This window comes from Bacillus sp. AG4(2022), from assembly GCF_031844465.1.
GTDB lineage: Bacteria > Bacillota > Bacilli > Bacillales > Cytobacillaceae > Bacillus_AB > Bacillus_AB infantis.
On sequence record NZ_JAUZVH010000004.1, the window covers coordinates 101,991 to 125,968 of the forward strand.

At 43.7% G+C, this 23,978-nt stretch carries 33 protein-coding genes and 3 pseudogenes; 30 read left to right on the plus strand and 6 right to left on the minus strand.

Going from position 1 to position 23,978, the window contains the following annotated elements; all coding sequences use genetic code 11:
- Positions 1-22: 22 nt before the first annotated feature.
- The 3 genes from Q9R36_RS12080 to Q9R36_RS12090 are packed head-to-tail and all read left to right on the plus strand — an operon-like array spanning position 23 to position 2,505.
- On the plus strand, positions 23-694 hold the full coding sequence (locus Q9R36_RS12080) for a response regulator transcription factor (RefSeq protein ID WP_148949994.1): 672 nt from the start codon (positions 23-25) through the stop codon (positions 692-694).
- Positions 691-2,067, plus strand: a complete 1,377-nt coding sequence (locus tag Q9R36_RS12085) for a sensor histidine kinase (protein WP_311225189.1) — start codon at positions 691-693, stop codon at positions 2,065-2,067. The genes Q9R36_RS12080 and Q9R36_RS12085 overlap by 4 nt, the downstream gene beginning before the upstream one ends.
- Before the next feature lie 24 nt (positions 2,068-2,091).
- Positions 2,092-2,505 (plus strand): hypothetical protein, encoded by a 414-nt coding sequence (locus tag Q9R36_RS12090; protein WP_022544600.1) that lies wholly within the window; start codon positions 2,092-2,094, stop codon positions 2,503-2,505.
- 35 nt (positions 2,506-2,540) lie between these two features.
- On the opposite strand, the gene arr is transcribed toward Q9R36_RS12090, so the two are convergent.
- A complete protein-coding gene (gene arr / locus Q9R36_RS12095; RefSeq protein ID WP_009794603.1) occupies positions 2,541-2,957 on the minus strand; it encodes an NAD(+)--rifampin ADP-ribosyltransferase in 417 nt (138 codons plus the stop codon).
- 188 nt (positions 2,958-3,145) lie between these two features.
- On the opposite strand from arr, the gene Q9R36_RS12100 reads away from it, so the two are divergent.
- Positions 3,146-3,979: a YitT family protein gene (locus Q9R36_RS12100; protein WP_009794602.1), complete on the plus strand. Its 834-nt coding sequence runs from the start codon at positions 3,146-3,148 to the stop codon at positions 3,977-3,979.
- 69 nt (positions 3,980-4,048) lie between these two features.
- Positions 4,049-4,361: pseudogene (locus Q9R36_RS12105) on the plus strand (hypothetical protein); the annotation flags it as partial.
- Between the two features lie 29 nt (positions 4,362-4,390).
- Here the strand turns inward: Q9R36_RS12105 and Q9R36_RS12110 are convergent.
- Complete coding sequence (locus Q9R36_RS12110; RefSeq protein WP_248138062.1) at positions 4,391-5,161, minus strand: SGNH/GDSL hydrolase family protein; 771 nt, start codon at positions 5,159-5,161, stop codon at positions 4,391-4,393.
- Positions 5,162-5,268: 107 nt separating this feature from the next.
- Here Q9R36_RS12110 and Q9R36_RS12115 point away from each other — a divergent pair, with 107 nt between their 5' ends.
- The 10 genes and pseudogenes from Q9R36_RS12115 (at position 5,269) to Q9R36_RS12160 (ending at position 13,019) form a co-directional block, all read left to right on the plus strand.
- Positions 5,269-6,195 carry an ABC transporter ATP-binding protein gene (locus Q9R36_RS12115; RefSeq protein WP_022544598.1) on the plus strand — a complete coding sequence of 309 codons (927 nt, stop codon included), beginning with the start codon at positions 5,269-5,271 and terminating at the stop codon, positions 6,193-6,195.
- 7 nt (positions 6,196-6,202) lie between these two features.
- Positions 6,203-7,186: pseudogene (locus Q9R36_RS12120) on the plus strand (ABC transporter permease).
- A 598-nt stretch (positions 7,187-7,784) separates the two neighbouring features.
- Positions 7,785-8,351, plus strand: coding sequence for a hypothetical protein (locus Q9R36_RS12125; protein ID WP_148949990.1), 567 nt, complete (start codon positions 7,785-7,787; stop codon positions 8,349-8,351).
- Positions 8,352-8,470: 119 nt separating this feature from the next.
- Positions 8,471-8,725 carry a hypothetical protein gene (locus Q9R36_RS12130; protein WP_094767857.1) on the plus strand — a complete coding sequence of 85 codons (255 nt, stop codon included), beginning with the start codon at positions 8,471-8,473 and terminating at the stop codon, positions 8,723-8,725.
- Between the two features lie 87 nt (positions 8,726-8,812).
- Positions 8,813-9,282, plus strand: a pseudogene (locus tag Q9R36_RS12135) (DinB family protein).
- A gap of 235 nt (positions 9,283-9,517) precedes the next feature.
- On the plus strand, positions 9,518-10,045 hold the full coding sequence (locus Q9R36_RS12140) for a YceI family protein (RefSeq protein WP_253618916.1): 528 nt from the start codon (positions 9,518-9,520) through the stop codon (positions 10,043-10,045).
- A 44-nt stretch (positions 10,046-10,089) separates the two neighbouring features.
- Entirely contained in the window at positions 10,090-10,515 is a 426-nt protein-coding gene (locus Q9R36_RS12145; RefSeq protein ID WP_009794592.1) for a MarR family winged helix-turn-helix transcriptional regulator, read from the plus strand.
- A 124-nt stretch (positions 10,516-10,639) separates the two neighbouring features.
- On the plus strand, positions 10,640-11,233 hold the full coding sequence (locus Q9R36_RS12150; RefSeq protein ID WP_009794591.1) for an NADPH-dependent FMN reductase: 594 nt from the start codon (positions 10,640-10,642) through the stop codon (positions 11,231-11,233).
- Between the two features lie 218 nt (positions 11,234-11,451).
- A complete protein-coding gene (locus tag Q9R36_RS12155; protein ID WP_148949989.1) occupies positions 11,452-12,390 on the plus strand; it encodes a ring-cleaving dioxygenase in 939 nt (312 codons plus the stop codon).
- A gap of 20 nt (positions 12,391-12,410) precedes the next feature.
- A complete protein-coding gene (locus Q9R36_RS12160) occupies positions 12,411-13,019 on the plus strand; it encodes a flavin reductase family protein (protein WP_148950091.1) in 609 nt (202 codons plus the stop codon).
- 139 nt (positions 13,020-13,158) lie between these two features.
- On the opposite strand, the gene Q9R36_RS12165 is transcribed toward Q9R36_RS12160, so the two are convergent.
- Positions 13,159-13,560, minus strand: a complete 402-nt coding sequence (locus Q9R36_RS12165; protein WP_129613117.1) for a hypothetical protein — start codon at positions 13,558-13,560, stop codon at positions 13,159-13,161.
- A gap of 63 nt (positions 13,561-13,623) precedes the next feature.
- Positions 13,624-13,782, minus strand: a complete 159-nt coding sequence (locus Q9R36_RS12170; RefSeq protein ID WP_165352622.1) for a hypothetical protein — start codon at positions 13,780-13,782, stop codon at positions 13,624-13,626.
- A gap of 185 nt (positions 13,783-13,967) precedes the next feature.
- Here Q9R36_RS12170 and Q9R36_RS12175 point away from each other — a divergent pair, with 185 nt between their 5' ends.
- From Q9R36_RS12175 to Q9R36_RS12200, 6 genes are all read left to right on the plus strand, one after another.
- Positions 13,968-14,447, plus strand: a complete 480-nt coding sequence (locus Q9R36_RS12175) for a DinB family protein (protein WP_101548634.1) — start codon at positions 13,968-13,970, stop codon at positions 14,445-14,447.
- Between the two features lie 61 nt (positions 14,448-14,508).
- Complete coding sequence (locus tag Q9R36_RS12180; protein ID WP_101548637.1) at positions 14,509-14,862, plus strand: YciI family protein; 354 nt, start codon at positions 14,509-14,511, stop codon at positions 14,860-14,862.
- A 45-nt stretch (positions 14,863-14,907) separates the two neighbouring features.
- Positions 14,908-15,336 (plus strand): NUDIX hydrolase, encoded by a 429-nt coding sequence (locus Q9R36_RS12185; RefSeq protein WP_101548639.1) that lies wholly within the window; start codon positions 14,908-14,910, stop codon positions 15,334-15,336.
- A 132-nt stretch (positions 15,337-15,468) separates the two neighbouring features.
- Entirely contained in the window at positions 15,469-15,930 is a 462-nt protein-coding gene (locus Q9R36_RS12190; protein WP_035402953.1) for an NUDIX hydrolase, read from the plus strand.
- A 47-nt stretch (positions 15,931-15,977) separates the two neighbouring features.
- A complete protein-coding gene (locus Q9R36_RS12195) occupies positions 15,978-16,541 on the plus strand; it encodes a DUF3267 domain-containing protein (RefSeq protein ID WP_311225190.1) in 564 nt (187 codons plus the stop codon).
- Between the two features lie 57 nt (positions 16,542-16,598).
- Positions 16,599-16,772, plus strand: coding sequence for a hypothetical protein (locus Q9R36_RS12200; protein WP_311225191.1), 174 nt, complete (start codon positions 16,599-16,601; stop codon positions 16,770-16,772).
- Between the two features lie 76 nt (positions 16,773-16,848).
- Here the strand turns inward: Q9R36_RS12200 and Q9R36_RS12205 are convergent, their stop codons facing one another.
- Positions 16,849-17,211, minus strand: coding sequence for a cyclic-phosphate processing receiver domain-containing protein (locus Q9R36_RS12205; protein WP_101548643.1), 363 nt, complete (start codon positions 17,209-17,211; stop codon positions 16,849-16,851).
- Between the two features lie 261 nt (positions 17,212-17,472).
- On the opposite strand from Q9R36_RS12205, the gene Q9R36_RS12210 reads away from it, so the two are divergent.
- The 3 genes from Q9R36_RS12210 (at position 17,473) to Q9R36_RS12220 (ending at position 19,566) form a co-directional block, all read left to right on the plus strand.
- Positions 17,473-18,009 (plus strand): HPP family protein, encoded by a 537-nt coding sequence (locus Q9R36_RS12210; protein ID WP_311225192.1) that lies wholly within the window; start codon positions 17,473-17,475, stop codon positions 18,007-18,009.
- Between the two features lie 439 nt (positions 18,010-18,448).
- Positions 18,449-18,895, plus strand: coding sequence for a GNAT family N-acetyltransferase (locus Q9R36_RS12215; RefSeq protein ID WP_009794573.1), 447 nt, complete (start codon positions 18,449-18,451; stop codon positions 18,893-18,895).
- A gap of 209 nt (positions 18,896-19,104) precedes the next feature.
- Entirely contained in the window at positions 19,105-19,566 is a 462-nt protein-coding gene (locus tag Q9R36_RS12220; RefSeq protein ID WP_148949985.1) for a CarD family transcriptional regulator, read from the plus strand.
- Positions 19,567-19,921: 355 nt separating this feature from the next.
- On the opposite strand, the gene Q9R36_RS12225 is transcribed toward Q9R36_RS12220, so the two are convergent.
- Positions 19,922-20,158, minus strand: coding sequence for a hypothetical protein (locus Q9R36_RS12225; protein WP_022544585.1), 237 nt, complete (start codon positions 20,156-20,158; stop codon positions 19,922-19,924).
- A 192-nt stretch (positions 20,159-20,350) separates the two neighbouring features.
- Here Q9R36_RS12225 and Q9R36_RS12230 point away from each other — a divergent pair, with 192 nt between their 5' ends.
- The 6 genes from Q9R36_RS12230 (at position 20,351) to Q9R36_RS12255 (ending at position 23,883) form a co-directional block, all read left to right on the plus strand.
- Positions 20,351-20,773, plus strand: coding sequence for an NUDIX hydrolase (locus Q9R36_RS12230; protein ID WP_170939458.1), 423 nt, complete (start codon positions 20,351-20,353; stop codon positions 20,771-20,773).
- A gap of 23 nt (positions 20,774-20,796) precedes the next feature.
- Positions 20,797-21,261, plus strand: coding sequence for an NUDIX domain-containing protein (locus Q9R36_RS12235; RefSeq protein ID WP_101548649.1), 465 nt, complete (start codon positions 20,797-20,799; stop codon positions 21,259-21,261).
- Between the two features lie 429 nt (positions 21,262-21,690).
- Positions 21,691-21,966, plus strand: coding sequence for a hypothetical protein (locus Q9R36_RS12240; RefSeq protein WP_148949982.1), 276 nt, complete (start codon positions 21,691-21,693; stop codon positions 21,964-21,966).
- A gap of 286 nt (positions 21,967-22,252) precedes the next feature.
- Entirely contained in the window at positions 22,253-22,651 is a 399-nt protein-coding gene (locus tag Q9R36_RS12245; RefSeq protein WP_248138070.1) for a hypothetical protein, read from the plus strand.
- A 92-nt stretch (positions 22,652-22,743) separates the two neighbouring features.
- Positions 22,744-23,172 carry a VOC family protein gene (locus tag Q9R36_RS12250; protein WP_101548653.1) on the plus strand — a complete coding sequence of 143 codons (429 nt, stop codon included), beginning with the start codon at positions 22,744-22,746 and terminating at the stop codon, positions 23,170-23,172.
- 42 nt (positions 23,173-23,214) lie between these two features.
- Positions 23,215-23,883 carry a Type 1 glutamine amidotransferase-like domain-containing protein gene (locus tag Q9R36_RS12255; RefSeq protein ID WP_311225194.1) on the plus strand — a complete coding sequence of 223 codons (669 nt, stop codon included), beginning with the start codon at positions 23,215-23,217 and terminating at the stop codon, positions 23,881-23,883.
- Positions 23,884-23,978 lie beyond the last annotated feature (95 nt).

The window sequence follows — 23,978 nt, forward strand, 5'->3', positions numbered from 1 at the left end:
TTCGCCAATAGGAGGTCCGTTCATGAAAATCATGGTTGTAGATGATGATGTCCATATTCAAAAGCTTGTTTCCATCCATTTGAGCCGGAAAGGGTACCAGGTAGTCAAAGCGAATGATGGAGAAGAAGCTTTGAAGATATTAGAAGGGATGAACGTTGATTTAGCGGTGGTCGATGTGATGATGCCGGGAATGGACGGGTTCGGACTGACGAAGATTTTGTCAGAGGATTATGATATACCTGTGATTCTTTTGACGGCAAAGGGACAGCTGGATGATAAGGAGCGGGGCTTCTTGTCCGGATCAGAAGATTATATTGTTAAGCCCTTCGAGGTGAAGGAGCTGTTGTATCGTGTAGCTGTTGTCCTGCGGAGGATGGAGCGGGCAATGGAAACAGTGATCAAGGCGGGGAATATGGTGCTGGATCGCAAGAACTTTGAGGTGATGATCAATCAGGAGACGATTCTTTTTCCGCTGAAAGAATTTGAATTGCTGAGCATTCTTGCTTCCCGCATTCCAAAGATTGCCCCGCGGGCCTTATTGATTGAGCAGGTATGGGGAATTGATTATGAAGGAAGCGAACAAACACTGAATACCCATATCAACCGGATCCGGGATCGCCTCAGGAAACATGGGGCGACGGTTGAGATTCAAACCGTGAGAGGGATTGGCTATAAGCTGGAGGCTATCGGATGAGGACGCTGTACCGGAAGTTTGTCGCTGCTGCCCTCTCGATCCTGGCTATCAGTATTATCACCGGTTTCTTCCTGGCAAACTGGGTATACACGGCCACGACCAAGCAGAAGATCGACAGCCAGAATGTCGAGATTGCAGAGGAGATCGTCTCGAGCATCGAAGGAATGCCAGGCCACCAAACTGCCCTGATATCCTATTTGGAATCGGTAGGGAAGCTGGGATATCAAGTGCTCGTGTTGAATGAGGAAGGGGAAAAACAGTTTTTTGGAGAGGCGTTTTCGAAGACAGATCTTCCAGGGGAAGCCCGGAAAGTATTGGATAAAAAAGAGATTTATCACGGGATGAGTGACGATTCCAGCCAATCCTTTATGATGGGCCACTTTTCTAATGAGGTAGGGAATACGGTCGGGGTGCCGTTTACTTCTGATGGCCAGCAGTTCGCATTGTTTATCCGCCCAAATAACAAACTGCTTTTCTCTGATATCCATATGATTCTTGCCTGGTTCATTCTGGCTGTTTCGGTCGTCAGCATCATCGGAATGATTTGGTTTGCCAAGCATCTGATCCAGCCGATTACACAGCTGACAGAGGCGGTCAAAGAGTTGACCCGTGAAAACTTCCATTATGACCTGACGATCAATCGCCGGGATGAAATTGGCCAGCTTGCACAAAGCTTCACCACCATGCAGAGGCAATTACAGCATAATGATGAAGCCCGGAAATCCTTCATCAGCAATGTATCCCATGATTTCCAGTCACCGCTTATGAATATTCAGGGATATGCCGAACTTTTGAAGTCAGATGTGAATGAGACTGAACGGGTACAGTATTTGGAGATCATCAATGATGAATCAAAGCGGCTTTCTCATTTGACCAAACAATTATTGATTATGACCTCTTTGGATCAAAACGCGTACCCTATGAAGGTATCAGAGGTGCGGGCAGATAAGCAGATTAAACAGGCAATCCGCAGGTATCAATGGCTGATAGAGGAAAAAGAAATAGAAGTCTCGTATAATCTCGAACATTGTGTATTCAAATATGATGCCGAGCTGATGACGAATGTATGGGATAATCTCATGACCAATGCCATCAAGTACAGCAGTCCGGGAGACAGCATGTGGATTGGTTTGGAGAAAAGAGAAACAGACCTTGTGATTACATTTAAAGACACGGGGGCAGGGATGTCGGAGAAAGAGATGGATCAGATCTTTGACCGTTTTTATCGTGTTGATTCAGCGAGGAAGAAAGGAGGGACCGGCCTCGGTCTCTCGATCGTCAAGCAGATCATCGACCTGCATCATGGGAAAATCAGTGTTGCGAGCAAGCCTGGTGAGGGGACGGTTTTCACAATCACCCTTCCAGTTATATAAAAAAGCATAGTGGGGGAGAGGAAAATGGAACAAATCTGGAGTCTGCGGTTAATTCGATTTGCCGCCATCTTTGGCGTCATTGGCACTTATTTGGGGTCTCATATGGCAGGTCAGATGGATTATGCCCTCAGGCCGGTCCATGCGCACATTCTGCTGGTCGGCTGGCTTTCCGTATTCGCATGGGGAATATTCTATAAAGCTTATAAGATTAAATATAAAAAGCTGGTAGCCATCCATAGTATGCTGGGAATGGCGGGAGCATTGGGATTGACCGCAGGCATGTGGATGTACAACTTAAATCCCTTTCAGCTGAATGAAACATTTGTCATGGTCTTTTTCATCGTGGGCGGCACACTGCTCCTGCTGGCATTTTTATTATTTGTCGTTATTACCTTTATGGTGGAGAACCACGGGGACAGACCCCATGGCTCTTTTTGAAGCTTGGCCACGGGACTGTCCCCGTGGCCTTTGTTTTAATCGTAAATAACAGCTTTTCCTTGTTCACGCAGCTTTTTTAAAGAGGCTAGCATATGATTTATTTCTTCGTCGGAATGTCTTTCCCATGTGCTTAGTTCTGCTGTTATTTTCAAAGGGGATTTAGACCTGTAAGAGCGAGTCGGATTGCCGGGAAATCTTTTGTCAGTTAAGTTTGGATCATTTTCAAACTCACCTAATGGTTCTACAATATAAATTCTTTCTTTTGAAGAGGATGCTGCTAATTCAGCGCCCCATTTGGCAGCATCCAATGTTGCAGTAAAGTATATATAATTTGATTTTTTATCCTGGTAATTTGATATGTGCTGCGGTTCTAATAAATCTCCAATTTTTAAGGCTGCTTTCGTGCCATGAAAAAAAGGTCCGTGATCTAAGACAGCTTTTTTGTCACTCATACGGATACACCTCTTATTTTAGATTTGTGATAACAGTATATTACTTGAACACCAAAATAAGAAGAGCCAGGGGGACAGGTCCCTTGGCTCTTTTTGAGGATGGGCCAAGGGACCTGTCCCCTTGGCTCCACCGCGGCCTTTCCTTTATGCTATAGTATTCTGGTATTCTAAAGGAACGGAGTGATCGTATGAACTCGACAGCAAAAGAAATTATCTTGATTATTATCGGATCCCTGTTCTTTGCACTTGGGGTGAATCTGTTCGCAATCCCAAATGAGCTGGGCGAGGGCGGCGTGACGGGGATCTCCATGACCCTCTTTTATGTATTGGACTGGTCCCCGGGCTACACGAACTTTGTGATGAACGGGATTCTGCTTGCCATCGGCTATAAAGTGCTTAATAAGCGGGTGACGTGGTACACCTTGCTTGCCATCTTCTTTACATCTGTATTCCTGCACTTCACAGAAGATATGGGGCGCTCGCTGGATATCATGCTGGGTACGGTATTCGCTGGTGTATTCATTGGCATCGGCCTTGGAATCGTGCTCCGATCCGGCGGTACGACGGGCGGGTCGACCATTGTTGCCCGCATGCTCAACCAGCGATTCGGCTGGGCCGTGAGCACGACCATGTTCGTGTTCGACATTCTCGTTGTTCTCGGATCGGCCTTTGTCATTGGGATTGAAAATACCATGTACACCGGGATCTCCATCTACATCAGCACCAAAATTCTTGATTATCTAATCGACGGCTTTGACACCCGGAAAGCCGTCACCATCATCTCCCCCTATACTGAGAGCATTGCTGAAAGAGTCAGCGCCGAAATGGACCGGGGAGCCACCATCATTAATGCACGGGGCCACTACTCCAAAGAATCCAAGGACATACTCTACGTGGTCATAAACAAGCAGGAGCTCTTCCTTCTCAAGAAGATGATCCAGCAGATCGATGAAAAAGCCTTCGTCGTGGTGCATGATGTGCGGGATGTGTTCGGTGAAGGATTTACATTTCCTAAAACATGAGCCAAGGGGACAGGTCCCTTGGCTCTTTTTTCATTTGAGCCGCGGGACCTGTCCCTGTGGCCCTGTTGTTTCCGTGAGGATGAATTTAAGGTCAATCAGATTGAACTGAATTTTGGTCCATATTATTCGGCATACAATGAGGTGCTAATCCGGCATACTAAACCATCTGGCGACTTATCGGTTATGTATCAAGCGATAAACATATACTCAGAAATGCTGAACGTGACAATGCAGTAGTAAAGTATTTTATAAACATAAAGATCTATCAACAAAAGAATTGCTAATAAGGCTGGTTGAACTTTTCCCAACCGCAGGCTACGGAGATTTACAATCTATAGAGTTAATAAAAAACCAGGGGGACAGGTCCCTTGGCCCTTTGTGAAGCTGGGCCATGGGACCTGTCCCCCTGGCTCATTCAACAATGCTTTTTTCAATGACAAGATACGTACTATCTGCTATCTGCTGATAAGTAGTGTCATTCGGATGGAAGACATCGCTGGACAGGTCGCGTTTGGCATCAATGACGAGATTGAAGGTATCGACGACTTGAATGCCGTATTTCAAGCCTAGTGTGCGGGCTGATTCATTCCATTTTTGTATGATAGAATCGAATGATTCTCCGTCTGGTGATTGCTTGAATGGATTATACAGCCCCGTATAGAGGGTGACGGCATCCGGATTGATTTCGCGAATGTTTTTAAAGACTTTTTCCAGGTTGGGGATTTCGGTTTCCAGGATGCCGAGCGCGGTCTCTTCTGAATAATTGCTGAAGATTTCCCCGCTGTTAAACAGGTTGTTTCCCCCGATTGTAATAGTAATGATTTTGGCCTCTTTAAGCGTTCTCTGGACTTCCTTTTGTTCCAGCTGCTCCAGCAGGTCCTCGATTCTGGCGCCTCTTATGCCAAGGTTCTGATAGCGTTCAACGAGGTTATTCTCTTTGAGCTGATTCCCGGTCAGCGAGACAAAGCCTTCACCTTTTGATGAGCCTACACCTCTTGTTAATGAATCTCCGAGTGCGATATAAGTGTCGCCCGGGGTAGCAGGCGCTTCTTCTGATTTTGCCAATGTCTGCGCCTGGGGTGGATTGGTAATATCCATATAGGCGCTGACAAGGCCGTAGCCAAACAGAACTGTCAAGCCAAGGGATAGTGTGATAAACAGCGGCCATTTCCATTTTTTCATCGTTTGACCTCTCCTTCTATCGTGATTGTATCAATCTTTTCCTTTATTGAGTATTCAAAAGAGTCACTGCCTGATTTTTTCGCTAAAATAGAACTTAGGGTGATGCTATGAGCGTAAAACCAACTGTTAGATTGGAAAATGTAACGAAAATCATAGGAAAGAAGACGATTATTGATCAAATATCATTTGAGATTTATCCGGGGGAAGTATTTGGGTTCCTGGGTCCAAATGGCGCCGGAAAAACGACTACCATCCGGATGCTTGTCGGACTCATCAAGCCAACGTCCGGGAAGGTTGAGATCTGCGGATTTGATGTCGGAAAGCAATTTGTGAAGGCGATGCAGCGCCTCGGTTCCATCGTCGAAAATCCAGAACTGTATAAGTATTTAAGCGGCCGCGAAAACCTGCAGATCTTTGCGCGGATGCTGCCTGGAGTCGATGAAGAACGGATACAGGAAGTCATTGACCTGGTTGATCTGACAGCAAGGGTTGATGATCAGGTGCGGACCTATTCGCTGGGTATGCGGCAGCGCCTGGGAATTGCACAAGCCCTGTTAGGCCGTCCTGATGTGCTTATACTGGATGAGCCTACAAATGGCTTGGACCCTATGGGAATAAAAGATCTTCGCACATTCATCAGGAAGCTGGTCGATGAAACAGGTCTTTCCGTTCTTGTATCGAGTCATATTTTAAGTGAGATTGAACTGCTGGCCGATCGTGTCGCGATAATGAGCCACGGGAAGATTGTAAAGACCGGCAGCGTAAGCGATCTGGTCAATTCCCTGTCATCAGGTGTGGACTGGAGAGTCAGTGATTCTTTCCGGGCGCTCGCCATTTTGAATGAGTCTCCCCATGTCCAGGCTGCAGAGCTGTACGATGACCATACAATCCACACGCTTATGGACGAAAGTAAAACTTTCATTCTGAATGAAGCCTTATTGAAAGCTGGTATTGAGGTATGGACAATCGAAAGAAAAGTGCAGACATTGGAAGACCTATTTATTAGTTTGACAGGAGGCGATCATATTGTCTAATCCGAATATGGCGGGCCTGGTCCGCAATGAAGTAATGAAAATCGCCTCCAAAAAACGCTTGCCGGTTGTCATACTTATTTTGATCATTCTGGTCTCCATGTTTACATACGCACAATACCGGGAGATACAGGAGAAAATTGAAAAGCAGGGCACTCTGGACTGGAGGGTGGACCTGCAGCAGGAGATTGTCGACCGGCAAAACCGGCTGGCATCAAGCGGAATCCAGGACGAGTTCAGGCAGTTCCTGGAATTTGACCTCAAGCAAAAGCAATATTATCTCGACAATGATATCAACCCGAACTATCCCGGGGCCCCTACGTTTATACGAATCTTCTTCTCACAGGGACTTACACTTGTCCTGCCATTATTCATTATTATCATCATGGCTGATATCGTGAGCGGGGAGTACAATGACGGCACCATCAAAACCTTGCTGTCCCGGCCTGTCAGACGGTGGAAAATCCTGATGGCCAAATGGCTGACCGTTTTGCTGTATACATCACTGCTTATGGCGGCAACGGTGATTGTCTGTTATGCCGTGTCAGGACTCATACTTGGCTATGACGGATGGACAGCCCCAATTTTAACCGGATTCCAGGTTTCGGCCACTGGGGAATTTTCAACAGAATTCATCCATACCCTGCCGATGTGAGAGTACTTGCTCATGTCAGTCGGGCTTGCCTGGGTGGTAACTGCTGTGGTTGGAACCATCAGCCTCATGATCTCTGTGCTCGTGAAAAACACAGCGACTGGAATAGGCGCGATGATGGCGGTGTTAATCGCCGGCACCCTGTTGAGTTCCATCGGATCGAGCTGGACAAGCTCCAAGTATCTGGTGAGCCTGAACTTTGATCTGATCAACTATCTGGAAGGCCAGGCACCGCCGATAGAAGGAATGACACTGCCATTTTCATTGATCATCCTTGCCGTATGGACGGCTGCCTGCCTGGCTGTGGCATTCTGGAACTTTACTCAGAAGGATATGTATTAATGAGCCAAGGGGACAGGTCCCTTGGCTCTTTTTGAGACTGGGCCGGGGGGTCTGTCCCCTTGGCTCCCCTTGGCTCCTAAGCTCAGAAAGATTAACTGGCATTCTGAACCAAGGGGACAGGTCCCGTGGCCCATTTTGCTGAGAACCGAGAAACCCCTATCCATGTGGCATCAAGTCTAAAGAAGGGAGAGAAATTTATTGAGTGATAAACTTTACACTCTCAAAAAAGTAATTTGTTTGGCAGTTATCGCCTAATCCAGTGTAATGATTGCGTTGGAGCTTATGAATATTAGACAGATCCTGCATTCGATTGGCCATTAGGTCCCAACAGGTTTACGGGCGAGTGTATAAGCTGGTTAGCAGAGATAATGCTGTAGAAATCGGGGTAGCTGTTGCTATTGGCCTGTTTGGTAATCAAGGAAGAACTATGGGTGACGATTGCAATTATGATAGCGAAAAAAGGTGAAATTACGGGTTGTCCATTTGCTGCCAGCAAGGCGGCTTTTTTTTATACCGAAAAATAAATGACCCAAAAATTGGAAACCTTTAGAGCTTGTGTCCGTATAAATTAGTCAAAAGAAAAAGGCGGGTGGTTTTTTTGGAAGTTATACAAACAAAAGATTTAAAGCCGAAGTATTTTGCTCTTGGCCTGATATTAGCCGTCAGTTGTTTGCCAATCAGTGTTTTAGGCGTTAATGCAATTCAGAAGTTTTATTTTCAGCCTGATTATCATCTGTTTTTCAGTACACCTAAGACAGCATATCTCCTGTTTATCATCGGATATTCCATCCTCTTTGTTATTCTGGCTTTACTTTTAAGTATAGCCGATTCAAAGTTTAAGCCTCTGCTGATTCTATCCAATATCCTCTTATCTGCGATTGCAGTCTTCTTCCTTTGGCAGTCCTTTCAAACCCATTCTTATCTGACCGAGGAGGGGTTAAAGGTAAAGGCGCCTTTTGCCCGCGAACAGAACTTTGAATGGGACAGCATTCAAAAAGTCACACAAATAAGCAAACACGGAGTTCCCTACAGATTAGAGTTTCATATAAAAGATGCCGGGACATACAAATTTGACCTGCAAAGTGAATTTATTGTGAAGAGAAGCGCCTTTTATTCGCTGCTTGCTGAACAGAATGTTGAAATTGAAAGCAGGCAGCCGGATTAAGAAGCAGCCTTAAGGTTCATGGCTGCTGCTGGGCCAAAAGGTGATCACAATTTTATGCCGGCCGGGGTGCCGGATGGTCAGCTTAGGGAGAAATAAAGAACAAAAGAGAGGGGATTTCCATGGAAAAAATCTTAGTGAAAACAGGAATCTATTCATTTATTATTCCATTTTTTATATTGGTGGCTTTTATGAAAAGGGTAGATGAAAGAACCAATTTGGAGGGATACACTTCAACTATCGAAACGCCATACGCAGAATACTTCTTTACTATATTCCGCTATTCTGTGATTGTTTCCCTTATTGCGGTAGGGGTGACATTTGCTTACTTGATGTCAGAAAAGAAAAAAGAAAATGAAGAGGAGCAAGGGAAGTGACCTTTCGCCTTGTCTGCTGTTTAAGCAGGACTTATTAACGTTTTGGTGAAATTCTATACTGAATCAGCCATTAAAAGGAGGACAGGAATGAACCGAACTGAATTTCTGTTAAGGATGCTTGATACTACCTTCAACAAGGAGAACTGGTATGCGCCATTGAAGCCTGCCATAGAAGGGCTATCCGCTGAACAGGCCAGCTGGAAGCCGGAAGGGGCTGCGGTAAAATCCATATGGGAGAATGTAAACCATCTTATCTATTACAAAGAGAGACTTGCGGCGAATCTAGCGGGACGGGAGTGGACTCGAAATCTTGATGGTGATGAAACTTTTTCTCTCACCGGCCAAGTAAATGATGAAAAGGATGGAAAGCAGTCATAGAACGGGCAGAACTGGCCCATCACAGCGTAAGGAAAGCAATCATCCGGATTACGCCTGAAAGGCTTGAACAAAATGACCTTGAAGAAAAACTCTTAGACATCATGCTGCACGATGCTTACCATACCGGGCAGATTATTCAATTAAGGAAGATGCAAGGAACCTGGCCTTCTCAGCGCTAACAGTGGGCCAAGGGGACAGGTCCCTTGGCTCTCTCCTTAAAAATGGGCCAAGGTACCTGTCCCCATGGCTCAAAAAAAAATCTTTTAAATAGTTGTTGACTTCCATTCCCAATATATGATAAATTTATCTCGAATTAAAGATAATTTATTTCGGAATAAACATCGCAGCTTATTTTTTTGACAACATGTCTCGAATTCGAGATAAATAATAATTATATTTTGGAGGAGATTTTAAATGGCAAAGTGGACAGTAGATCAATCGCATTCAGCAGTAGGTTTTGAAGTGAAGCACATGATGGTTTCAAAGGTGAAGGGTTCTTTTGATTCTTATACAGCAGATGTGGAAGCAGCAGATTTGACAGATCTGACAACAGCTTCAATCGCATTCACATTCGATGTTGCAAGCATTAATACACGCAGCGAGGACCGTGAGAACCACCTGAAGTCAGCTGATTTCTTTGATGTTGAAAACTACCCGACGATTGATTTCAAATCAACAAACATCGTAAAAGACGGCGATGATTTTAAAGTAACAGGCGATTTAACCATCAAGGGCGTGACAAAGCCGGTCACTTTTGATGTAGAATACGGCGGCAAAGGAACAAATCCTTGGGGTGTTGAAGTATACGGCTTTGAAGCTGAAGCAAAAATCAACCGTGAAGAATTCGGCCTGACTTGGAACGCAGCACTTGAAACTGGAGGCGTACTTGTAGGCAAGGATATTAAAATCAAAGTGGAACTAGAAGTAAATCCAGCAGCATAATTAAGAGTTGAAATGGAGAGCTGCCGGTTAAAGGAGAAAAACGTATGAATGATAAGTTGAAAGCTGTAACGGTCATACTACGTGCTTCCCAAGCCATTCAAGAAGCGATTCGCAAAGATGCAGCCAACTACGACTTGAATCCTACGGAATTCTCTGTTCTTGAGCTCTTATACCATAAGGGTGATCAGCCTATTCAGATGATTGGCAGGAAAGTTTTGATCTCGAGCAGCAGCATTACCTATGTGGTGGATAAATTAGAGCAGAAAAATTATGTGAGGCGCCAGGGGTGCCCAGAAGACCGCCGGGTCATATATGCGGTGCTGACAGCTGAGGGGAAGGCTTTGATGGATCATGTCTTTCCCCGGCATGAAAGCAAAATGGGTGAAGTGTTCGATGAGTTAAGTGCGGATGAAGTCAATCAAACGATTGATTTAATGAAAAAAATCGGCTGCAGGGCAGAACGCATTTAATTTTTTTTGAAAACATATCTCGAATTCGAGATATGTTGAGCCAAGGGGACAGACATATTGGCCCAAATGAGCCGAGGTACCTGTCCCCCAGGCTCTGGAGATATGTTGGAAGGGGAGCTATTCTATGGGTTTTCTAAATAAACTATTTGGAACAAAAAAAGAGGAGGAAGAAACAATGACAAAATTAAACATTGGTATCATTCTAGGTTCTACACGTGAAGGACGGGTAAGCCCGCAAGTAGGTGCGTGGGTGAAAGAAGTAGCTGACAAGCGCGGTGACGCGAACTATACCATCATTGATATCGCTGACTACAAGCTTCCATTGCTTGGCGAAGCGGGCGCAGATGCTTCTGGGGCTGCTGCATGGTCAGAAATCGTTGCTGCCCAGGACGGATTCATTTTCATTGTGCAGGAATACAACCACTCTATCACAGGCGCACTGAAAAATGCACTGGATTACCTGCGTGTTGAGTGGAACAATAAAGCAGCCGGAATCGTTTCTTACGGTTCAGTAGGCGGGGCGCGAGCTGCAGAACACTTGCGCGGCATTCTGGGTGAATTGTCAGTAGCTGACGTCCGCGTACATCCGGCACTGTCTTTATTCACAGACTTTGAAAATGGCAATCAGTTCAAACCAAAAGAAGTACAAGAGGATTCAGTCAATCAAATGCTGGATCAACTGATCCCTTGGTCAACAGCTCTTTCCACAATCCGCTAAGCGGCGGCAGAGTCTATTATATACAGGTGCAGCTTCATGCACCTGTATATATCCTAAATATAAAAAAGGGGTATAAAGGTTGAGCAGATCCTGATCAAGTTAATTGATCGATGTGCTCAGAAGTTATACGGCGCAAAGGGGAGCCAAGGGGACAGGTTCCATGGCCCAAGTGGGCCGAGGGACCTGTCCCCCTGGCTCAAACTGAAAGGAGAATATATATGAAAAAAGAGACAATGGGTATTCATCATATTACGGCGATTGTAGGGCATCCGCAGGAGAATATAGATTTTTACGCAGGGGTGCTGGGCTTGCGCCTGGTCAAACAGACAGTGAATTTTGACGATCCGGGCACATATCATCTTTATTTTGGAGATGAAGGCGGGAAACCTGGGACTATCATCACCTTCTTCCCATGGGCCGGTGCCCGCCAAGGGGTTATTGGGGATGGTCAGGTTGGTGTGACATCATATATGGTTCCAAAGGGTGCCATGAGGTTCTGGGCAGAAAGGCTCCAGAAGTTTGAAGTTCCTTTTACAAAAATCGAGCGCTTTGGTGAGCAATACTTGGCATTTGATGACCCTCATGGGCTGCATCTTGAAATTGTGGAAAGAGAAGAAGGGGAAGCGAACACATGGGAAATCGGCGGCATTACTCCTGAAGTGGCGATCAAGGGCTTTGGGGGCGCGACGCTGTTATCGGCGGAGCCTGCAAAAACTGCTGACCTCCTGGAGAATGTTATGGGGCTTGAAAGAGTTGGTGTGGAAGAGGATATTGCACGCTTCCGCTCTTCCGCCAATATCGGCAATATCATCGACCTGAAATTGACTCCGGCCGGCCGCGGCCAGATGGGTGTCGGAACGGTGCACCATATCGCCTGGCGGGCAAGTGATGACGAAGATCAGCTGAGCTGGAGAAATTATATTGCTGAGAATGGATATGCTGTCACCCCAGTAAAAGACCGAAATTATTTCAACGCGATTTACTTCAGGGAGCATGGGGAAATTTTATTTGAGATAGCGACAGATCCTCCAGGCTTTGCACATGATGAATCACAGGCTACAATGGGAGAGAAGCTGATGCTTCCCGAGAAGTATGAGCAGTTCAGAGAGCAGTTAGAACATAGTCTAATCCCGATTAGTGTAAGAGAATTAGATTAACTTGCAAAGGAATGATTCAAATGCTTTCCATTGATCCTGCCAGCCTGCCGGAAAGAGAGAATTACAAATTTCTCATCGGCAGCATCATCCCGAGGCCCATTGCTTTTGTGACTACCCTCTCAAAGGGTGGTGTGGTGAACGGTGCACCATTCAGCTATTTCAACATTGTCTCGGCCAACCCGCCCATGATATCCCTATCCATCCAGCGTGCGCAGGGAAGGCAGAAGGATACAGCCAGAAACATTCTCGAGTCAAAGGAATTTGTGGTTCACATCGTTGATGAGCTCAATGTCGAAAAGGTCAATCAGACAGCGGCCAGCCTTCCTCCTGACCAGAGCGAAATAGAGGCAGCAGGTTTTACAGCAGAGGCAAGCGAAAAAATAGCAGTACCTGGCGTAAAGGAAGCAAAAATCCGGATGGAGTGCGTGCTGGAACATGCCCTGGAGTTAGGTGGTACAGACTCATCTGGTACCGACTTTATCATCGGGAAGGTTGTACAATTCCATATAGAAGAAGATCTATATGACAAGGGACGAATCGACCAGAAGGGGCTTGCTGCCGTCAGCAGACTGGCTGGGAATGATTATGCCAGGATTGGCGAAGTTTTTACGATAGAGCGGCCTGAATGATAATATATAAAATTACTGGAACCCTAATAATATTAGGGTTCTTTTTATGCGTGCAAACAATTGAATAAAGCATATTAGTCGAGAAGCAGACATGCAAGGTGAATAGGTGCTGCCCTAAAGCAGCCAAGGGCAAAATGGATTAATCCATTTTGATTATATAGGAAATAATCTCTTTTATTGTGTTTTTTCCAGCACTAACAAAAGTGTAAACGTTACAAAAAGAGTCTGTATGATGGTCTTCAAATTTCACAGTTCCATTAACGGATGCTGTTTTACCATGTGTAATGATATTTAATATTTCCACCTCAGTTATTTTTGGAGCAGCCTTCAAAGTGTTAGCGAGCTCTTCAAGACCTTGTATTGAATTATCATTTACTATATTCCAGCAAATATCGTCACTTGCGTGTTCAGAAATAAAATGAAAATCGTTAGTAGCAGCAGCCATTATGAAATCATATAGAAACTTCTTTTTAGGTGCATTTCCACAATCTGCAGGGGCTGTTATTTTTATGCCTTGATATTCAGTGTGCATTGTTCCCATATGTCTCAGCCCCTTTTTATTCTTTTTCAATTGCCTTCCAGGGTGTGGCCGCCTGAAATTTATTTATTGAAAATAAACGCTCCCGCCTAAATTATCCTTCGTACTTTCCTTTAATGCTGAGGTGTTTATACTGCGCCCTTCCCTGCTGTAGTGAAAATCAATTAATTTCCCCAAACCTAAGAAAAAGGCTCCGATTGCCAGCAATATGATCCATAAAGGCATTACGCCCACCTCCTTTTTCTATATATTAACATTTGTTGCCTGCATATACTTCTGTTTATGTATTTTACTGGAAAATAATGAATGGTGTTCTGATCAAGGTTTCTGTTATGCTCGTTTATCATAAGGCAGGAAGTCAGGAAATTGCGGCGAATTAGTCATTATCTTATCAAAGGAGTGTGGCAAGTATGCCTCATGCTATTGATCTGCTGGCCGACCAGTTGTCAGCAAATGCGAATGATCCGAGCTGGTATGTTCCTTTTTCAGAAGCTGTTGAAGACTTATCAGAAAAAGATGCTTTTTGGAAGCCGAATGAGGAGAGCAACAGCATCGCCGAATTGGTCCAGCATCTTATTTATTGGAATGAAACCTGGCAAAAGAGGTATCAAAAGGGTCACGTCAATGCAGTTGCGCCAATTGGGAGCAATGATGAAAGCTTTGGGATACCGGAAAATAAAACATTCAGTGATTTAAAGGAGCGGCTGTTAGAGGTGCTATTTCAGTGGCAGGATCTGCTTTCCGAGGAAAAGCTGGAAAGTGAAGTGGAAGGGTTTCCTGAATCGGCAGAATGGTGGGCTATTATTGGAAATCTATGCACGCACAATGCGTATCATATTGGGCAGATTGTCTATGTACGGAAGCTGCAGGGCAGTTGGAGGCATAGTTAGTTTTTATCGGAGTCGAATGTAAAAAAGACAAATCTAATTTGAGAAAAAGGAGGAGGTTTTCATGCTCTTTATGCTCATCGTCAAAGCCTCAAAGAATTCGGAAGGACGTAATCTTCCCAGCCCTGAACTAATGGAAGCCATGACGAAGTACAATGAGGACCTAGTTAAGGCAGGTGTAAGGGTTATGGCGAAAGGCCTTCATCCCAGTTCAGATGGGATGCGCATTTCTTTTCCGAAACCGGGAGAAGATCCGGTGATTACAGAAGGTCCATTTGCTGAAACGAATGAATTGATCGCCGGATTCATTTTGATTGATGTGAAGTCAAAGGAAGAAGCCATCGGTTGGGCTAAGCGGATGCCGGACCCGCAGGGAAATGGGGAAGGGCAAATTGAACTTAGGCAGGTGTTTGAGTGAGGTGCGAGTGCAGGTCAAGGGGACGGAAGCTGCTGAGGCGATTATATGAAACTTGACTTTTACCAACTGGATATAGTGGACCAGAGGCAGTTAAAGTTTGCAGTAATAAGCGCCATCTACAAAGGAAAATGGGTGTATGTCAGGCATAAGGATAGAACCACATGGGAAATTGCAGGAGGACATAGAGAATTTGGAGAAAACATGGAGGGAACGGCGCAAAGAGAGTTATGTGAAGAAACGGGCTGTATAGATGGCGAGTTGATCCCGATATGTGACTATTCATTAGGCGATACGGCTGTTAAAAAATACGGAAGGCTATACCTTGGAGTAATAAGGGAATTGGGCCAGCTTCCTGCTTCAGAAATTGATGAGATCAAACTGTTTGAGGATTTACCCGTAAACCTTACTTATCCTGAAATCCAGCCGAAGCTGTTCGAAAAGACATTGGCGTTTATAAAACGCTATGAACAGTGATATACAATCAGGTTAGTTCCGTTAAGTAAGCTGAGCAGCTTCAGCTTTTTACCGCAGCAATATTTGGATAAAAAAGGAATTCTCATATTCTCTCTAGAATCTATATATAAATCAACTATAGGAGCACCTGATATGCACACAATACCTAAACACATTATTGCGGTTTCGGCGCTTATTGAAAACGAAAAGAATGAAGTGCTGCTGGTTAAGGTCCAATGGAGAAAGGATACCTGGGAAATGCCCGGGGGCCAGGTGGAGCTTGGGGAGCCGCTTGATCAGGCAGTCGTAAGGGAAGTTCTTGAGGAAACCGGACTGCATATCAAGCCCGTTGGCATCACAGGTGTTTATTATAATTCGACCAAGCAGATATTATCTGTTGTTTTTAAAGCATGGCACATCAAAGGGGATATCAAAATCCCGCCTGAAGAGATAAGCGAAGCCAGGTTTGTGCTTTTAAATGAACACAATATTGGCCAATACATAACCCGGCCTCACATGAAATCACGGACACTGGATGCGATGAAAGCGAAGAATATCGTTCCCTATGAGACTTGGGAAATGGATCCTTATAACTTGGCAGGAAGGCTATATTGACCCTCTTTTTTTGCGAAGACAACCTGAAAAATTAAAGGAGCACCCCTATGATTCATTGGTTCCGCCACTTGCCCCAATTACATATGAATTCCTCTGAATGGACCCCTTTCATACAGAACAGCTGGTTCCGGGAACATTTTATGAAATTTGCTTATTTACTTCAGATTGTTATGTTTTTGGTGCCTGGCCTCTTGGGAGGGCTGTTTACTGAATTACCCCTATATATGCTCATTCTAATTGGAATTGCTGTCTTTATTGTTCATGAACTTCTGCATATTATCACCGTATATAAAGAAGGTGATATAAGCCTGACATTCAGCGGAACATTTTTTTGGCTGAATACCAATACCATACTATCAAAAAGAAGATTCCTGGTCTTTATGAGCCTGCCGTTTATAGGATTGTCAGTGGTGCCGGCCATAGTGGCTCTTTTCGTATCAAGAGAAATGCAAACACTTTTCTTATTTGTAAGCTGGATTAATTTCATCATTTCAGCTGCAGATATCATTAATTCTTTCTTAATAGCAATCAAGCCGAAAGGCGCAGTGTTCTGCAGGGGGTATTACCGGATCGTTCAGATGAGGGAGCAGATTGTAGATGTAAGAGATTAAGACAGCTGGTGCAATCTTCAAAACCAACTGCAATCCGCGACCTATAGGAGGGATAGAATGGGTTTACTCATTACATTCATGAGCATATGGATCTTCACCTTCATGTTTGCAAGGCTGTTTAGTTTATTTGGCGGCAGGTGGAGCTTGTTTGCTAAAACGTATTGGCAAAATGACATAGTCATCTGTTTTGGACAGTCTCTCCTCATTACGTTATTGCTTGAAATGATGTAATGTCTGGGAATTTTTTGCTATAAATATCTGGAAAAAATAATAAGCCAAGAGAATCATATCCCTTGGCCAATCTATATTACTGGTAATGTTTCAGCATCATGGGAGTATAGGAATCCAAGGGCAGGGGTCTTAAAGAGAGGGTTGTGTCATAGGAGTAAATATGGCTGCTTTGTGCCAGCTTAAGGCATTTATACATAGCTTTTCCGCCAACCGCATTTGCTGAATGAACGGTTATTTGGTCTGCAGAGAGTTTTTCCCTGACCATAATTTTGACCAGAAGCATACCGTTTTCTCTTTTGCTTTCCAGGTCATGGTCCAGTGATAAATGGCCAATTTCATAGGTGCGGAGAAGTTCTAAACATTCCACAATTGTATTCACATATACGAATCCATCCGGCGGTTTCCTGTAGTCATCTAAGAATACATTGATTTTTTTCAAATTTCGCCCCCTTAATAAAGAGTGACTAAGAAAGGTCTCTTGTCCTTCATTAAAACCATAACACACCTTTCATGTATAGGCTAACATTCTTTACTATGGCAGCCAGTTAAACTACTAACGTAAACTCGACTGTTTTTACCAAATACTGTTACTTTGGCCTTGCCTCATTCGTATATTCATATATAAGAGCCCATACATACTAATCGCCATGTTAGGACGGGAGCTTTTCCGTCTGCGATTTTCATTTTTAGGGGGATATAGTTGGAAATTAAATTTTCAAACAGGCCGAAGATATTTACTTTAGGGTTAATCTTTGCATTAGGTTGGCTTCCTCTGGGCTTTTTAGTCTTGATGTTTTATCAAAAAATAAATATATTCCCGGATACTGTTTATTTTCAGGATACGCCGAGTAAAGCCTATATGGTGAATATAGTGGGCGGTCTGCTTATAACAGCAGGTGTTCTGCTTTTCTTGCTTGAGAAGTTGTGGATAAAGGCTATTGGTGGGCTTGCCATATTGATTGCATTTGTGCTTATATTTGGTGCCCTTCATACATACACCTATATTGATTCAACAGGGATTCACACTGCACCGCTGGAGGGATTTAAAGAAGAAGTAACTCTCTGGAATGATATTAATCAGGTTGTCATCGTCCTTGATAATGGCAAGCCCGAACAGCTGGAGTTTGAAAGTGAAAATGACACGTTTATCTATACATTAAAAGAGTATATGCCCAGAATGAAGCTTAGAGAATGGTTAGATGGCATTGGGGTTAAATATAGCGAGAGGAATATGTGACGAATCACATTTCTTTGCATCCGGTTTGAATACTTGAAAGCAGAAGCCGCTGTCATCCAGGCGGCTTTTCTTGTTTCGGAATGTACAGGTGTCTGGACAATATTGGTATATTATAGAGAAGGCATCTTATGAGGGGAGAGATACGATGGAGAAAAAATTAAGGGCCATGCTCGTTTTTCCAGGGGTGTTATTATATTCGCATTGAGCAATGATAGATACAGAGAGCTGATATACATCGCCTATATCTTACTGTCGTTAAATCTGATCATTCTGGGCATCCAGGCCTTCAAAGACAACAAAAAATCCACGTTTGCTTATGCTATTACAGCCATATCACTTTTAACCATTTTTCTTTCACTCAAAATGTTATTGTAATAACGGAATTTAAGCAGCAGCCAGGGGAGCTTTTTTTACCAAGAGTGGAGGTTCAGCTTAACTCATGAGTATTGTGCATATCAGAAAAATGGATGCTTCCAATGAATGTGAAGTCAGGAAGATCAAACTAAAGCCCGGACAGGAAAAATTCATTGAAACTGTTGATGAGTGTTTGGAAGAAGCAGGTACATACAGTGAATGGCAGCCAGTGGTTATATATAGTGATGAAGAAGTGATTGGTTTTGCCATGTACGGCTCTTTTGGACCCAACAAAGATACATGGATTGACAGAATCATGATCGATGAAAGATATCAGGGCAAAGGCCTGGGGAAATTGGCGATGTTAAAACTGATTGATATCGCTTCAAGACAATATGATGTAAATGTTATCTACTTAAGTATCAAAGAAGAAAACAGGACAGCTTATCGTTTATACAAAAGTATCGGTTTTGAGGATATGAACGAAATAGATCCTCAGAATGGAGAGCTTTTATTTAAGTATACAGTTTGAGTAAAAGCTGCTCCCTGCTTATAGGCATAAGGGCAGGTCTGCTGTCCCTGTTTTAAAGGAATGGGCCAAGGGACCTGTCCCCTTGGCTTTTTTTAATTTTAGAAGGGTAAGTTATTGACAGTGAAAAATAATTTGTGGTACTATTAAAAATTTGATTAAAATATACATGTGTGTTAAGATTAAGGAAGTTGCGATATGGAGGGGATTATTTGTTTCAAATTGACGATAATGTTGTTTATCCGATGCATGGGGTAGGGATCATTAAAGCGATAGAAGAAAAGGAAGTTTTAGGGGAAAAACAACAATATTATGTCATTAAAATGTTGGTCGGCAATATGGAAGTTATGATTCCTGCAGGTAAGATAGTGAATTCAGGTATACGTCCTGTTACTGACATCATTGCATTAAAGCAACTTATGAATATTTTCCAGAATGGGGAAACAGATAGATTACTGCCCTGGAAGCAGCGATTTAAAGTGAATATGGATAAAATAAAAACAGGGAAAATTCAGGAATGTACGGAAGTTGTACGCGATTTAATGCGTATGAAGAAAGAAAAAGCACTTAACACAAGCGAAAGACAAATGTTGAATAACGCACATGAAATTTTGATCAGTGAACTGGGATTAATGAAAGGAATCACTGAAAACCAAATAAAAAGTTTCTGTTAAAGCAGCCTTAAAATATCCTTAATCAAAGTAAGGCTGCCAAGACACTCAACTTCTCCAACTCACCATTAGAAAATTAACCTCTTTTGTTATTTCTGCCGTCATCCATTTCAATCATTCATATTTCTACGACAAAGTATCTCCATACAACTCGATAAAATTGTCCCTAAAGTTTTTGGCAAATCCTGATTCACACTGGCACGGACACGGAGCCGTAAGGATGAAAGAGAGGCAGGGCTTTCATTGTTTTGGGTATATAAAAAAGAGATAATGGGACAGTTTTACTGTTCCATTTATAAAGGGCGGGTACAAGGAAAACTGGCTATCCGACCCGCAGGCAAACAAAAAAACCTCTGAATCAGAGGTTTTTTTGCAATTCAGAATTCAATTCTTTGTCAATCGCTTTGAGTGTTGATTCTATCGTATAAAATGTGTCAACAGCCTGTGTATGGGCATGTGTGACTTCAAATAGGTTTTCTTTATAGCATACATACAATACCGGCTGCTGGTTGTCATCATTGAAAGTTAATGAAATTTCACAGTTAGGGTATTCCTGTATGGTAGTTAACATTGTTCTCATGTGATCTAAAGACATATAGTCTCAGCCTCCTTCCACTATGGGGGGAGGTGACTAAGTAAAGTCTCGTAGTTCCCAACATATTTAAATAATTGATAATAAGTATAACATACTTTGTGCTTTTATCCAGAAAGAGGAGCCAGCTGGTAAAAGAAGGAATTGTTCTGCGTGTTAGAGAAGGTATGTAAGGCAGAAAAAAGGAGTGTGTTCATGGAAAGAGTAGATGTAGTCTATTCATTTATCTTTGACGAAAAACAGGAGAAGGTATTGGTTGTTAAGAATTCTAAATATGATAACTGGTCTTTGCCGGGCGGTTCGGTTGAAGCAGGAGAAACTCTATCGCAAGCAGCTATTCGGGAAGCTAAAGAAGAAACAGGCCTGACGATTGAGGTTGATGACATAATTTCTGTAAATGAAGCGATGATGATAAATCATGATCAACATGCCGTTTTTATTACATTCAAAGCAAGAGTCATAAGCGGCGAGATCAGTATACAAGATACTGAAACGATAGCAGAAGTAAGATGGGTAAGTTTAGAAACTGCTGATGAAATGATGCCATATCATAAAAATGGGATCAGGTATTTGCTGGGTCAGTCAGCTCCCTATGTCTTTCAAGGGGAAGTGCGGTAGTTTAAGGGAAGGAGACAGAGAGATTGTCCTATCATATAAGAGTTAAAGCAGGTGCAGTCATTATCGAGCAGGACAAAATTCTGCTGACAGAATATAGCGATCCAAACAGGGGTATCTTGTATGATTTTCCTGCAGGAGGTGTGGAGCCTGGCGAGACTATAACAGATGCTGTTAAAAGAGAAGCTAAAGAAGAAGCGTGCATAGAAGTGGAGGTCGGCCCATTGGCCTTTGTCTATGAATATGCACCGCATTTGAATGGCGAAAAATATGGGCCGGTCCATACCCTGGTGATGATGTTTGAATGTACTAAACTGAGCGGCTCGGCTGCAAGGCTTCCAGAACAGCCAGACCCTAATCAGACGGGCGTAAAGTGGATAGCATTATCGCGGCTTGGAGATATTCAGCTCTATGCAAACATAGGAAAGCAAATTCAGGATTATGCCATACATAAGAGGAATATTGATTTGATTGAGGAGCAGCGTCTTTAATAAGCTGAGGAATCATTACAACAGGAGATATGGTGCAGGTCTGTGGGCTGAGCCAAGGGACCTGTCCCCTCGGCTCAAAAATGAGGAGGCTTTCTAATGAGCAACTGGTGGTATAGTTTATATTTCGTAATTTTAGGAGTTGTGTCTTTTTTCACGCGGGAGATTGTAACTTTTATCATGCTTGGTTTTATATTGTTGAGCCTGAATAACATCAATAATACGCTGAAAAAAATACACGATAGTACTGATAAAACGGTTCAAGAGAAGTAGCTCTTTTTCAAAAAGCACTCTAAATTAGGGGCCTGTCCCAGGTTTGTAAATGGTACTGAAAGCTGGGAAAATCCTTCTTTTAGTGGATCTGGGCCAAGGGACCTGTCCCCTTGGCTCGAGGAAGGGCTGCCCATTATCTATGACTGGTCAGACAGCTCTTTGTCACATCCTTTCTTAAGCGTCACTGTGTTTTTAAATGAGGCAGCCGAACTTTTTTCTGAAGAGTTCGCGGATGAATTGCTGGAAGCGTACTTAAGCTGCTGGGCAGAGTGGGGTTTAGAGGAAGACCTGCGCAAAGAGTACCTGAACGTTCAAAGAATTGCGCCATTATTTGGCTTGGCTGTCTATCAAAATGAAATCTTTCCTTTTTTCCAAAAGAATTGGGATAAGAATCGGATCATCCAGGAATATATTCAGTTATGGCTTGATGCGTAAGATACACCTCCGCTATAGTTCTGGTGAAAATGTATTCTGATTTTTACCTAAAGTAAATAAAGATAGGAAGTTGGGGGGCTTTTATTTTGGGTCCTAATAAAAAGAAAACAGAAGTTATGTGGGCAGGGATCGGTTTAGCATTGGGTGGCAGGTGTTGGGGCGATACTTGGAATCGTGGCATACAATCAGCAATGGCTGGGCTGACAATAAATACGTAGAAAGTATATAGAGAGTGTCTTTTTCCCATTTAAACAATCATTATGCAGAAGGAGGTACGGCCCTGCTTATGAACTTAGATAACTTTCAGATTCTTGAGGTGTCAAAGGACCACATTGGAAGATACCTTAAATTGAAGGTAGAGCTTCCTGATGGTGACAGTGTAATCCGATGGGGATTGGATGAGTTTACATACAGGCAAATAAAAGAGGTTGTATCTAAGAAGTATTTTGATTCACTTGCTATCGACTATCAATATGAAATGGTAACCTGTGTCGGGACATACAAGGAAAGTCTGAAGGAGCCGCCCGGTTACAGAGGGACAATCAGATGTATCCAGGGAAATCGTGCAGCAAGAATTGAATTTTCTTGTTCGTCGAAGTTTGCTGGAAATATGGAATGGTTCAGGAAAGAAGTGAGCGGAGTGGAAGATATAGAGCATTTGCTTTGGGAGAAATACCTTTCTTAAAATGAACAATTTTTAGGAAGGTATTTTCAGCAGCCTATTGAAATATAAGAATGGTGATTCTGCCAATTAAATTTAGGTGAAGAGGTGTGAGGATGATTAAGTCGATGTATCCGTACTTAGTAATGAACGGGAATGGTCAAGAGGCAGTGAGTTTTTACAAAGATGCTTTAAATGCAGAAGTGGTTTCCGTCCAGACGTTTGGTGATATGCCTGACAACCCGGAATTCCCTTCCCCGCCTGAAGTAAAGGACCGGGTACTGAACGCTCACCTGAAGGTAGGGAATATGGATTTAATGCTTTCTGACACATTTCCTGGCCAGCCTTACCAAATTGGTTCCCAGGTGACGATTGCTCTTATCGCAGATGAATTAGAGCAGACGAAGGGGATATTCGCTAAGCTTCAGGATGGCGGGAAAGTGGACATGCCGCTCCAGGAGACTTTTTGGAGCCCTTTATATGGGCAGGTTAGTGATAAATTTGGTGTGATGTGGCAGATTTCTGCTGCGGCTAAGGACAACTAATGGTGGGGGGGTTCCTGAAATTAAACCGCAAGGAGCGATGTTATGAAGTTTCTGCTTACTTCTGGCGGCGTTAATAATAAGAGCATAAACGATGCACTTGTCGATATGCTGGGCAAACCGGTCGCTGACTCAACGGCCTTATGCATCCCAACCGCCATGTATGGGCACCCCTGGGTCGGCCCCGGTGTCAAAGCCTGGGAGTTCATCAGCGGAAGTCCCGGTAATTCCATGGTCGATCTGGGCTGGAAGTCGATCGGTGTGCTGGAGCTCACAGCTCTCCCAAGCATCGATGAAGACCGCTGGGTGCCGCTTGTCAGGGAGACGGACGTCCTGCTGGTGTCAGGAGGGGACGCCCTCTACCTTAGCCACTGGATGCAGCAGTCAGGACTGGCAGACCTTTTGCCGTCCCTGCAGGCAGTCTATGTGGGAATGAGTGCCGGAAGCATGGTGATGGCACCTAACATCGGGGAATACTTTGTAAGCTGGACTCCGCCCGACGGTGGTGATGCCGCGCTTGGACTGGTCGAATTTGCAATGTTTCCGCATCTGGACCACGAGATGCTTCCGGGAAACACCATGGCTGCCGCAGAGAAATGGGCCGCCGGGATGAAGGGGCCAGCTTATGCAATGGATGATCAAACGGCCATCAAAGTGGTTGACGGAGCAGTAGAAGTTGTTTCCGAAGGGCAGTGGATGCTGTTTTCTAATTGATGTCGATATCCGCAACAAAGATTTGCATCCTTAAATGAATAAAGTATTCTCGATCAGCTGCCAGCAAGGCGGCTTTTTTCTTTTTTGCAAAAATG

What these genes read in the sequence shown, in the direction of transcription:
- arr (WP_009794603.1), bottom strand. Translation starts at nt 2,957, where the DNA reads ATGAGTGACAAAAAAGCTGTCTTAGATCACGGACCTTTTTTTCATGGC.
- Q9R36_RS12140 (WP_253618916.1), top strand. Translation starts at nt 9,518, where the DNA reads ATGGCAAAGTGGACAGTAGATCAATCGCATTCAGCAGTAGGTTTTGAA.
- Q9R36_RS12160 (WP_148950091.1), top strand. Translation starts at nt 12,411, where the DNA reads ATGCTTTCCATTGATCCTGCCAGCCTGCCGGAAAGAGAGAATTACAAA.
- Q9R36_RS12085 (WP_311225189.1), top strand. Translation starts at nt 691, where the DNA reads ATGAGGACGCTGTACCGGAAGTTTGTCGCTGCTGCCCTCTCGATCCTG.
- Q9R36_RS12145 (WP_009794592.1), top strand. Translation starts at nt 10,090, where the DNA reads ATGAATGATAAGTTGAAAGCTGTAACGGTCATACTACGTGCTTCCCAA.
- Q9R36_RS12245 (WP_248138070.1), top strand. Translation starts at nt 22,253, where the DNA reads ATGAACTTAGATAACTTTCAGATTCTTGAGGTGTCAAAGGACCACATT.
- Q9R36_RS12080 (WP_148949994.1), top strand. Translation starts at nt 23, where the DNA reads ATGAAAATCATGGTTGTAGATGATGATGTCCATATTCAAAAGCTTGTT.
- Q9R36_RS12250 (WP_101548653.1), top strand. Translation starts at nt 22,744, where the DNA reads ATGATTAAGTCGATGTATCCGTACTTAGTAATGAACGGGAATGGTCAA.
- Q9R36_RS12185 (WP_101548639.1), top strand. Translation starts at nt 14,908, where the DNA reads ATGAAACTTGACTTTTACCAACTGGATATAGTGGACCAGAGGCAGTTA.
- Q9R36_RS12100 (WP_009794602.1), top strand. Translation starts at nt 3,146, where the DNA reads ATGAACTCGACAGCAAAAGAAATTATCTTGATTATTATCGGATCCCTG.
- Q9R36_RS12195 (WP_311225190.1), top strand. Translation starts at nt 15,978, where the DNA reads ATGATTCATTGGTTCCGCCACTTGCCCCAATTACATATGAATTCCTCT.
- Q9R36_RS12180 (WP_101548637.1), top strand. Translation starts at nt 14,509, where the DNA reads ATGCTCTTTATGCTCATCGTCAAAGCCTCAAAGAATTCGGAAGGACGT.
- Q9R36_RS12175 (WP_101548634.1), top strand. Translation starts at nt 13,968, where the DNA reads ATGCCTCATGCTATTGATCTGCTGGCCGACCAGTTGTCAGCAAATGCG.
- Q9R36_RS12215 (WP_009794573.1), top strand. Translation starts at nt 18,449, where the DNA reads ATGAGTATTGTGCATATCAGAAAAATGGATGCTTCCAATGAATGTGAA.
- Q9R36_RS12150 (WP_009794591.1), top strand. Translation starts at nt 10,640, where the DNA reads ATGGGTTTTCTAAATAAACTATTTGGAACAAAAAAAGAGGAGGAAGAA.
- Q9R36_RS12090 (WP_022544600.1), top strand. Translation starts at nt 2,092, where the DNA reads ATGGAACAAATCTGGAGTCTGCGGTTAATTCGATTTGCCGCCATCTTT.
- Q9R36_RS12155 (WP_148949989.1), top strand. Translation starts at nt 11,452, where the DNA reads ATGAAAAAAGAGACAATGGGTATTCATCATATTACGGCGATTGTAGGG.
- Q9R36_RS12230 (WP_170939458.1), top strand. Translation starts at nt 20,351, where the DNA reads ATGGAAAGAGTAGATGTAGTCTATTCATTTATCTTTGACGAAAAACAG.
- Q9R36_RS12200 (WP_311225191.1), top strand. Translation starts at nt 16,599, where the DNA reads ATGGGTTTACTCATTACATTCATGAGCATATGGATCTTCACCTTCATG.
- Q9R36_RS12170 (WP_165352622.1), bottom strand. Translation starts at nt 13,782, where the DNA reads ATGCCTTTATGGATCATATTGCTGGCAATCGGAGCCTTTTTCTTAGGT.
- Q9R36_RS12225 (WP_022544585.1), bottom strand. Translation starts at nt 20,158, where the DNA reads ATGTCTTTAGATCACATGAGAACAATGTTAACTACCATACAGGAATAC.
- Q9R36_RS12110 (WP_248138062.1), bottom strand. Translation starts at nt 5,161, where the DNA reads ATGAAAAAATGGAAATGGCCGCTGTTTATCACACTATCCCTTGGCTTG.
- Q9R36_RS12165 (WP_129613117.1), bottom strand. Translation starts at nt 13,560, where the DNA reads ATGGGAACAATGCACACTGAATATCAAGGCATAAAAATAACAGCCCCT.
- Q9R36_RS12115 (WP_022544598.1), top strand. Translation starts at nt 5,269, where the DNA reads ATGAGCGTAAAACCAACTGTTAGATTGGAAAATGTAACGAAAATCATA.
- Q9R36_RS12255 (WP_311225194.1), top strand. Translation starts at nt 23,215, where the DNA reads ATGAAGTTTCTGCTTACTTCTGGCGGCGTTAATAATAAGAGCATAAAC.
- Q9R36_RS12130 (WP_094767857.1), top strand. Translation starts at nt 8,471, where the DNA reads ATGGAAAAAATCTTAGTGAAAACAGGAATCTATTCATTTATTATTCCA.
- Q9R36_RS12190 (WP_035402953.1), top strand. Translation starts at nt 15,469, where the DNA reads ATGCACACAATACCTAAACACATTATTGCGGTTTCGGCGCTTATTGAA.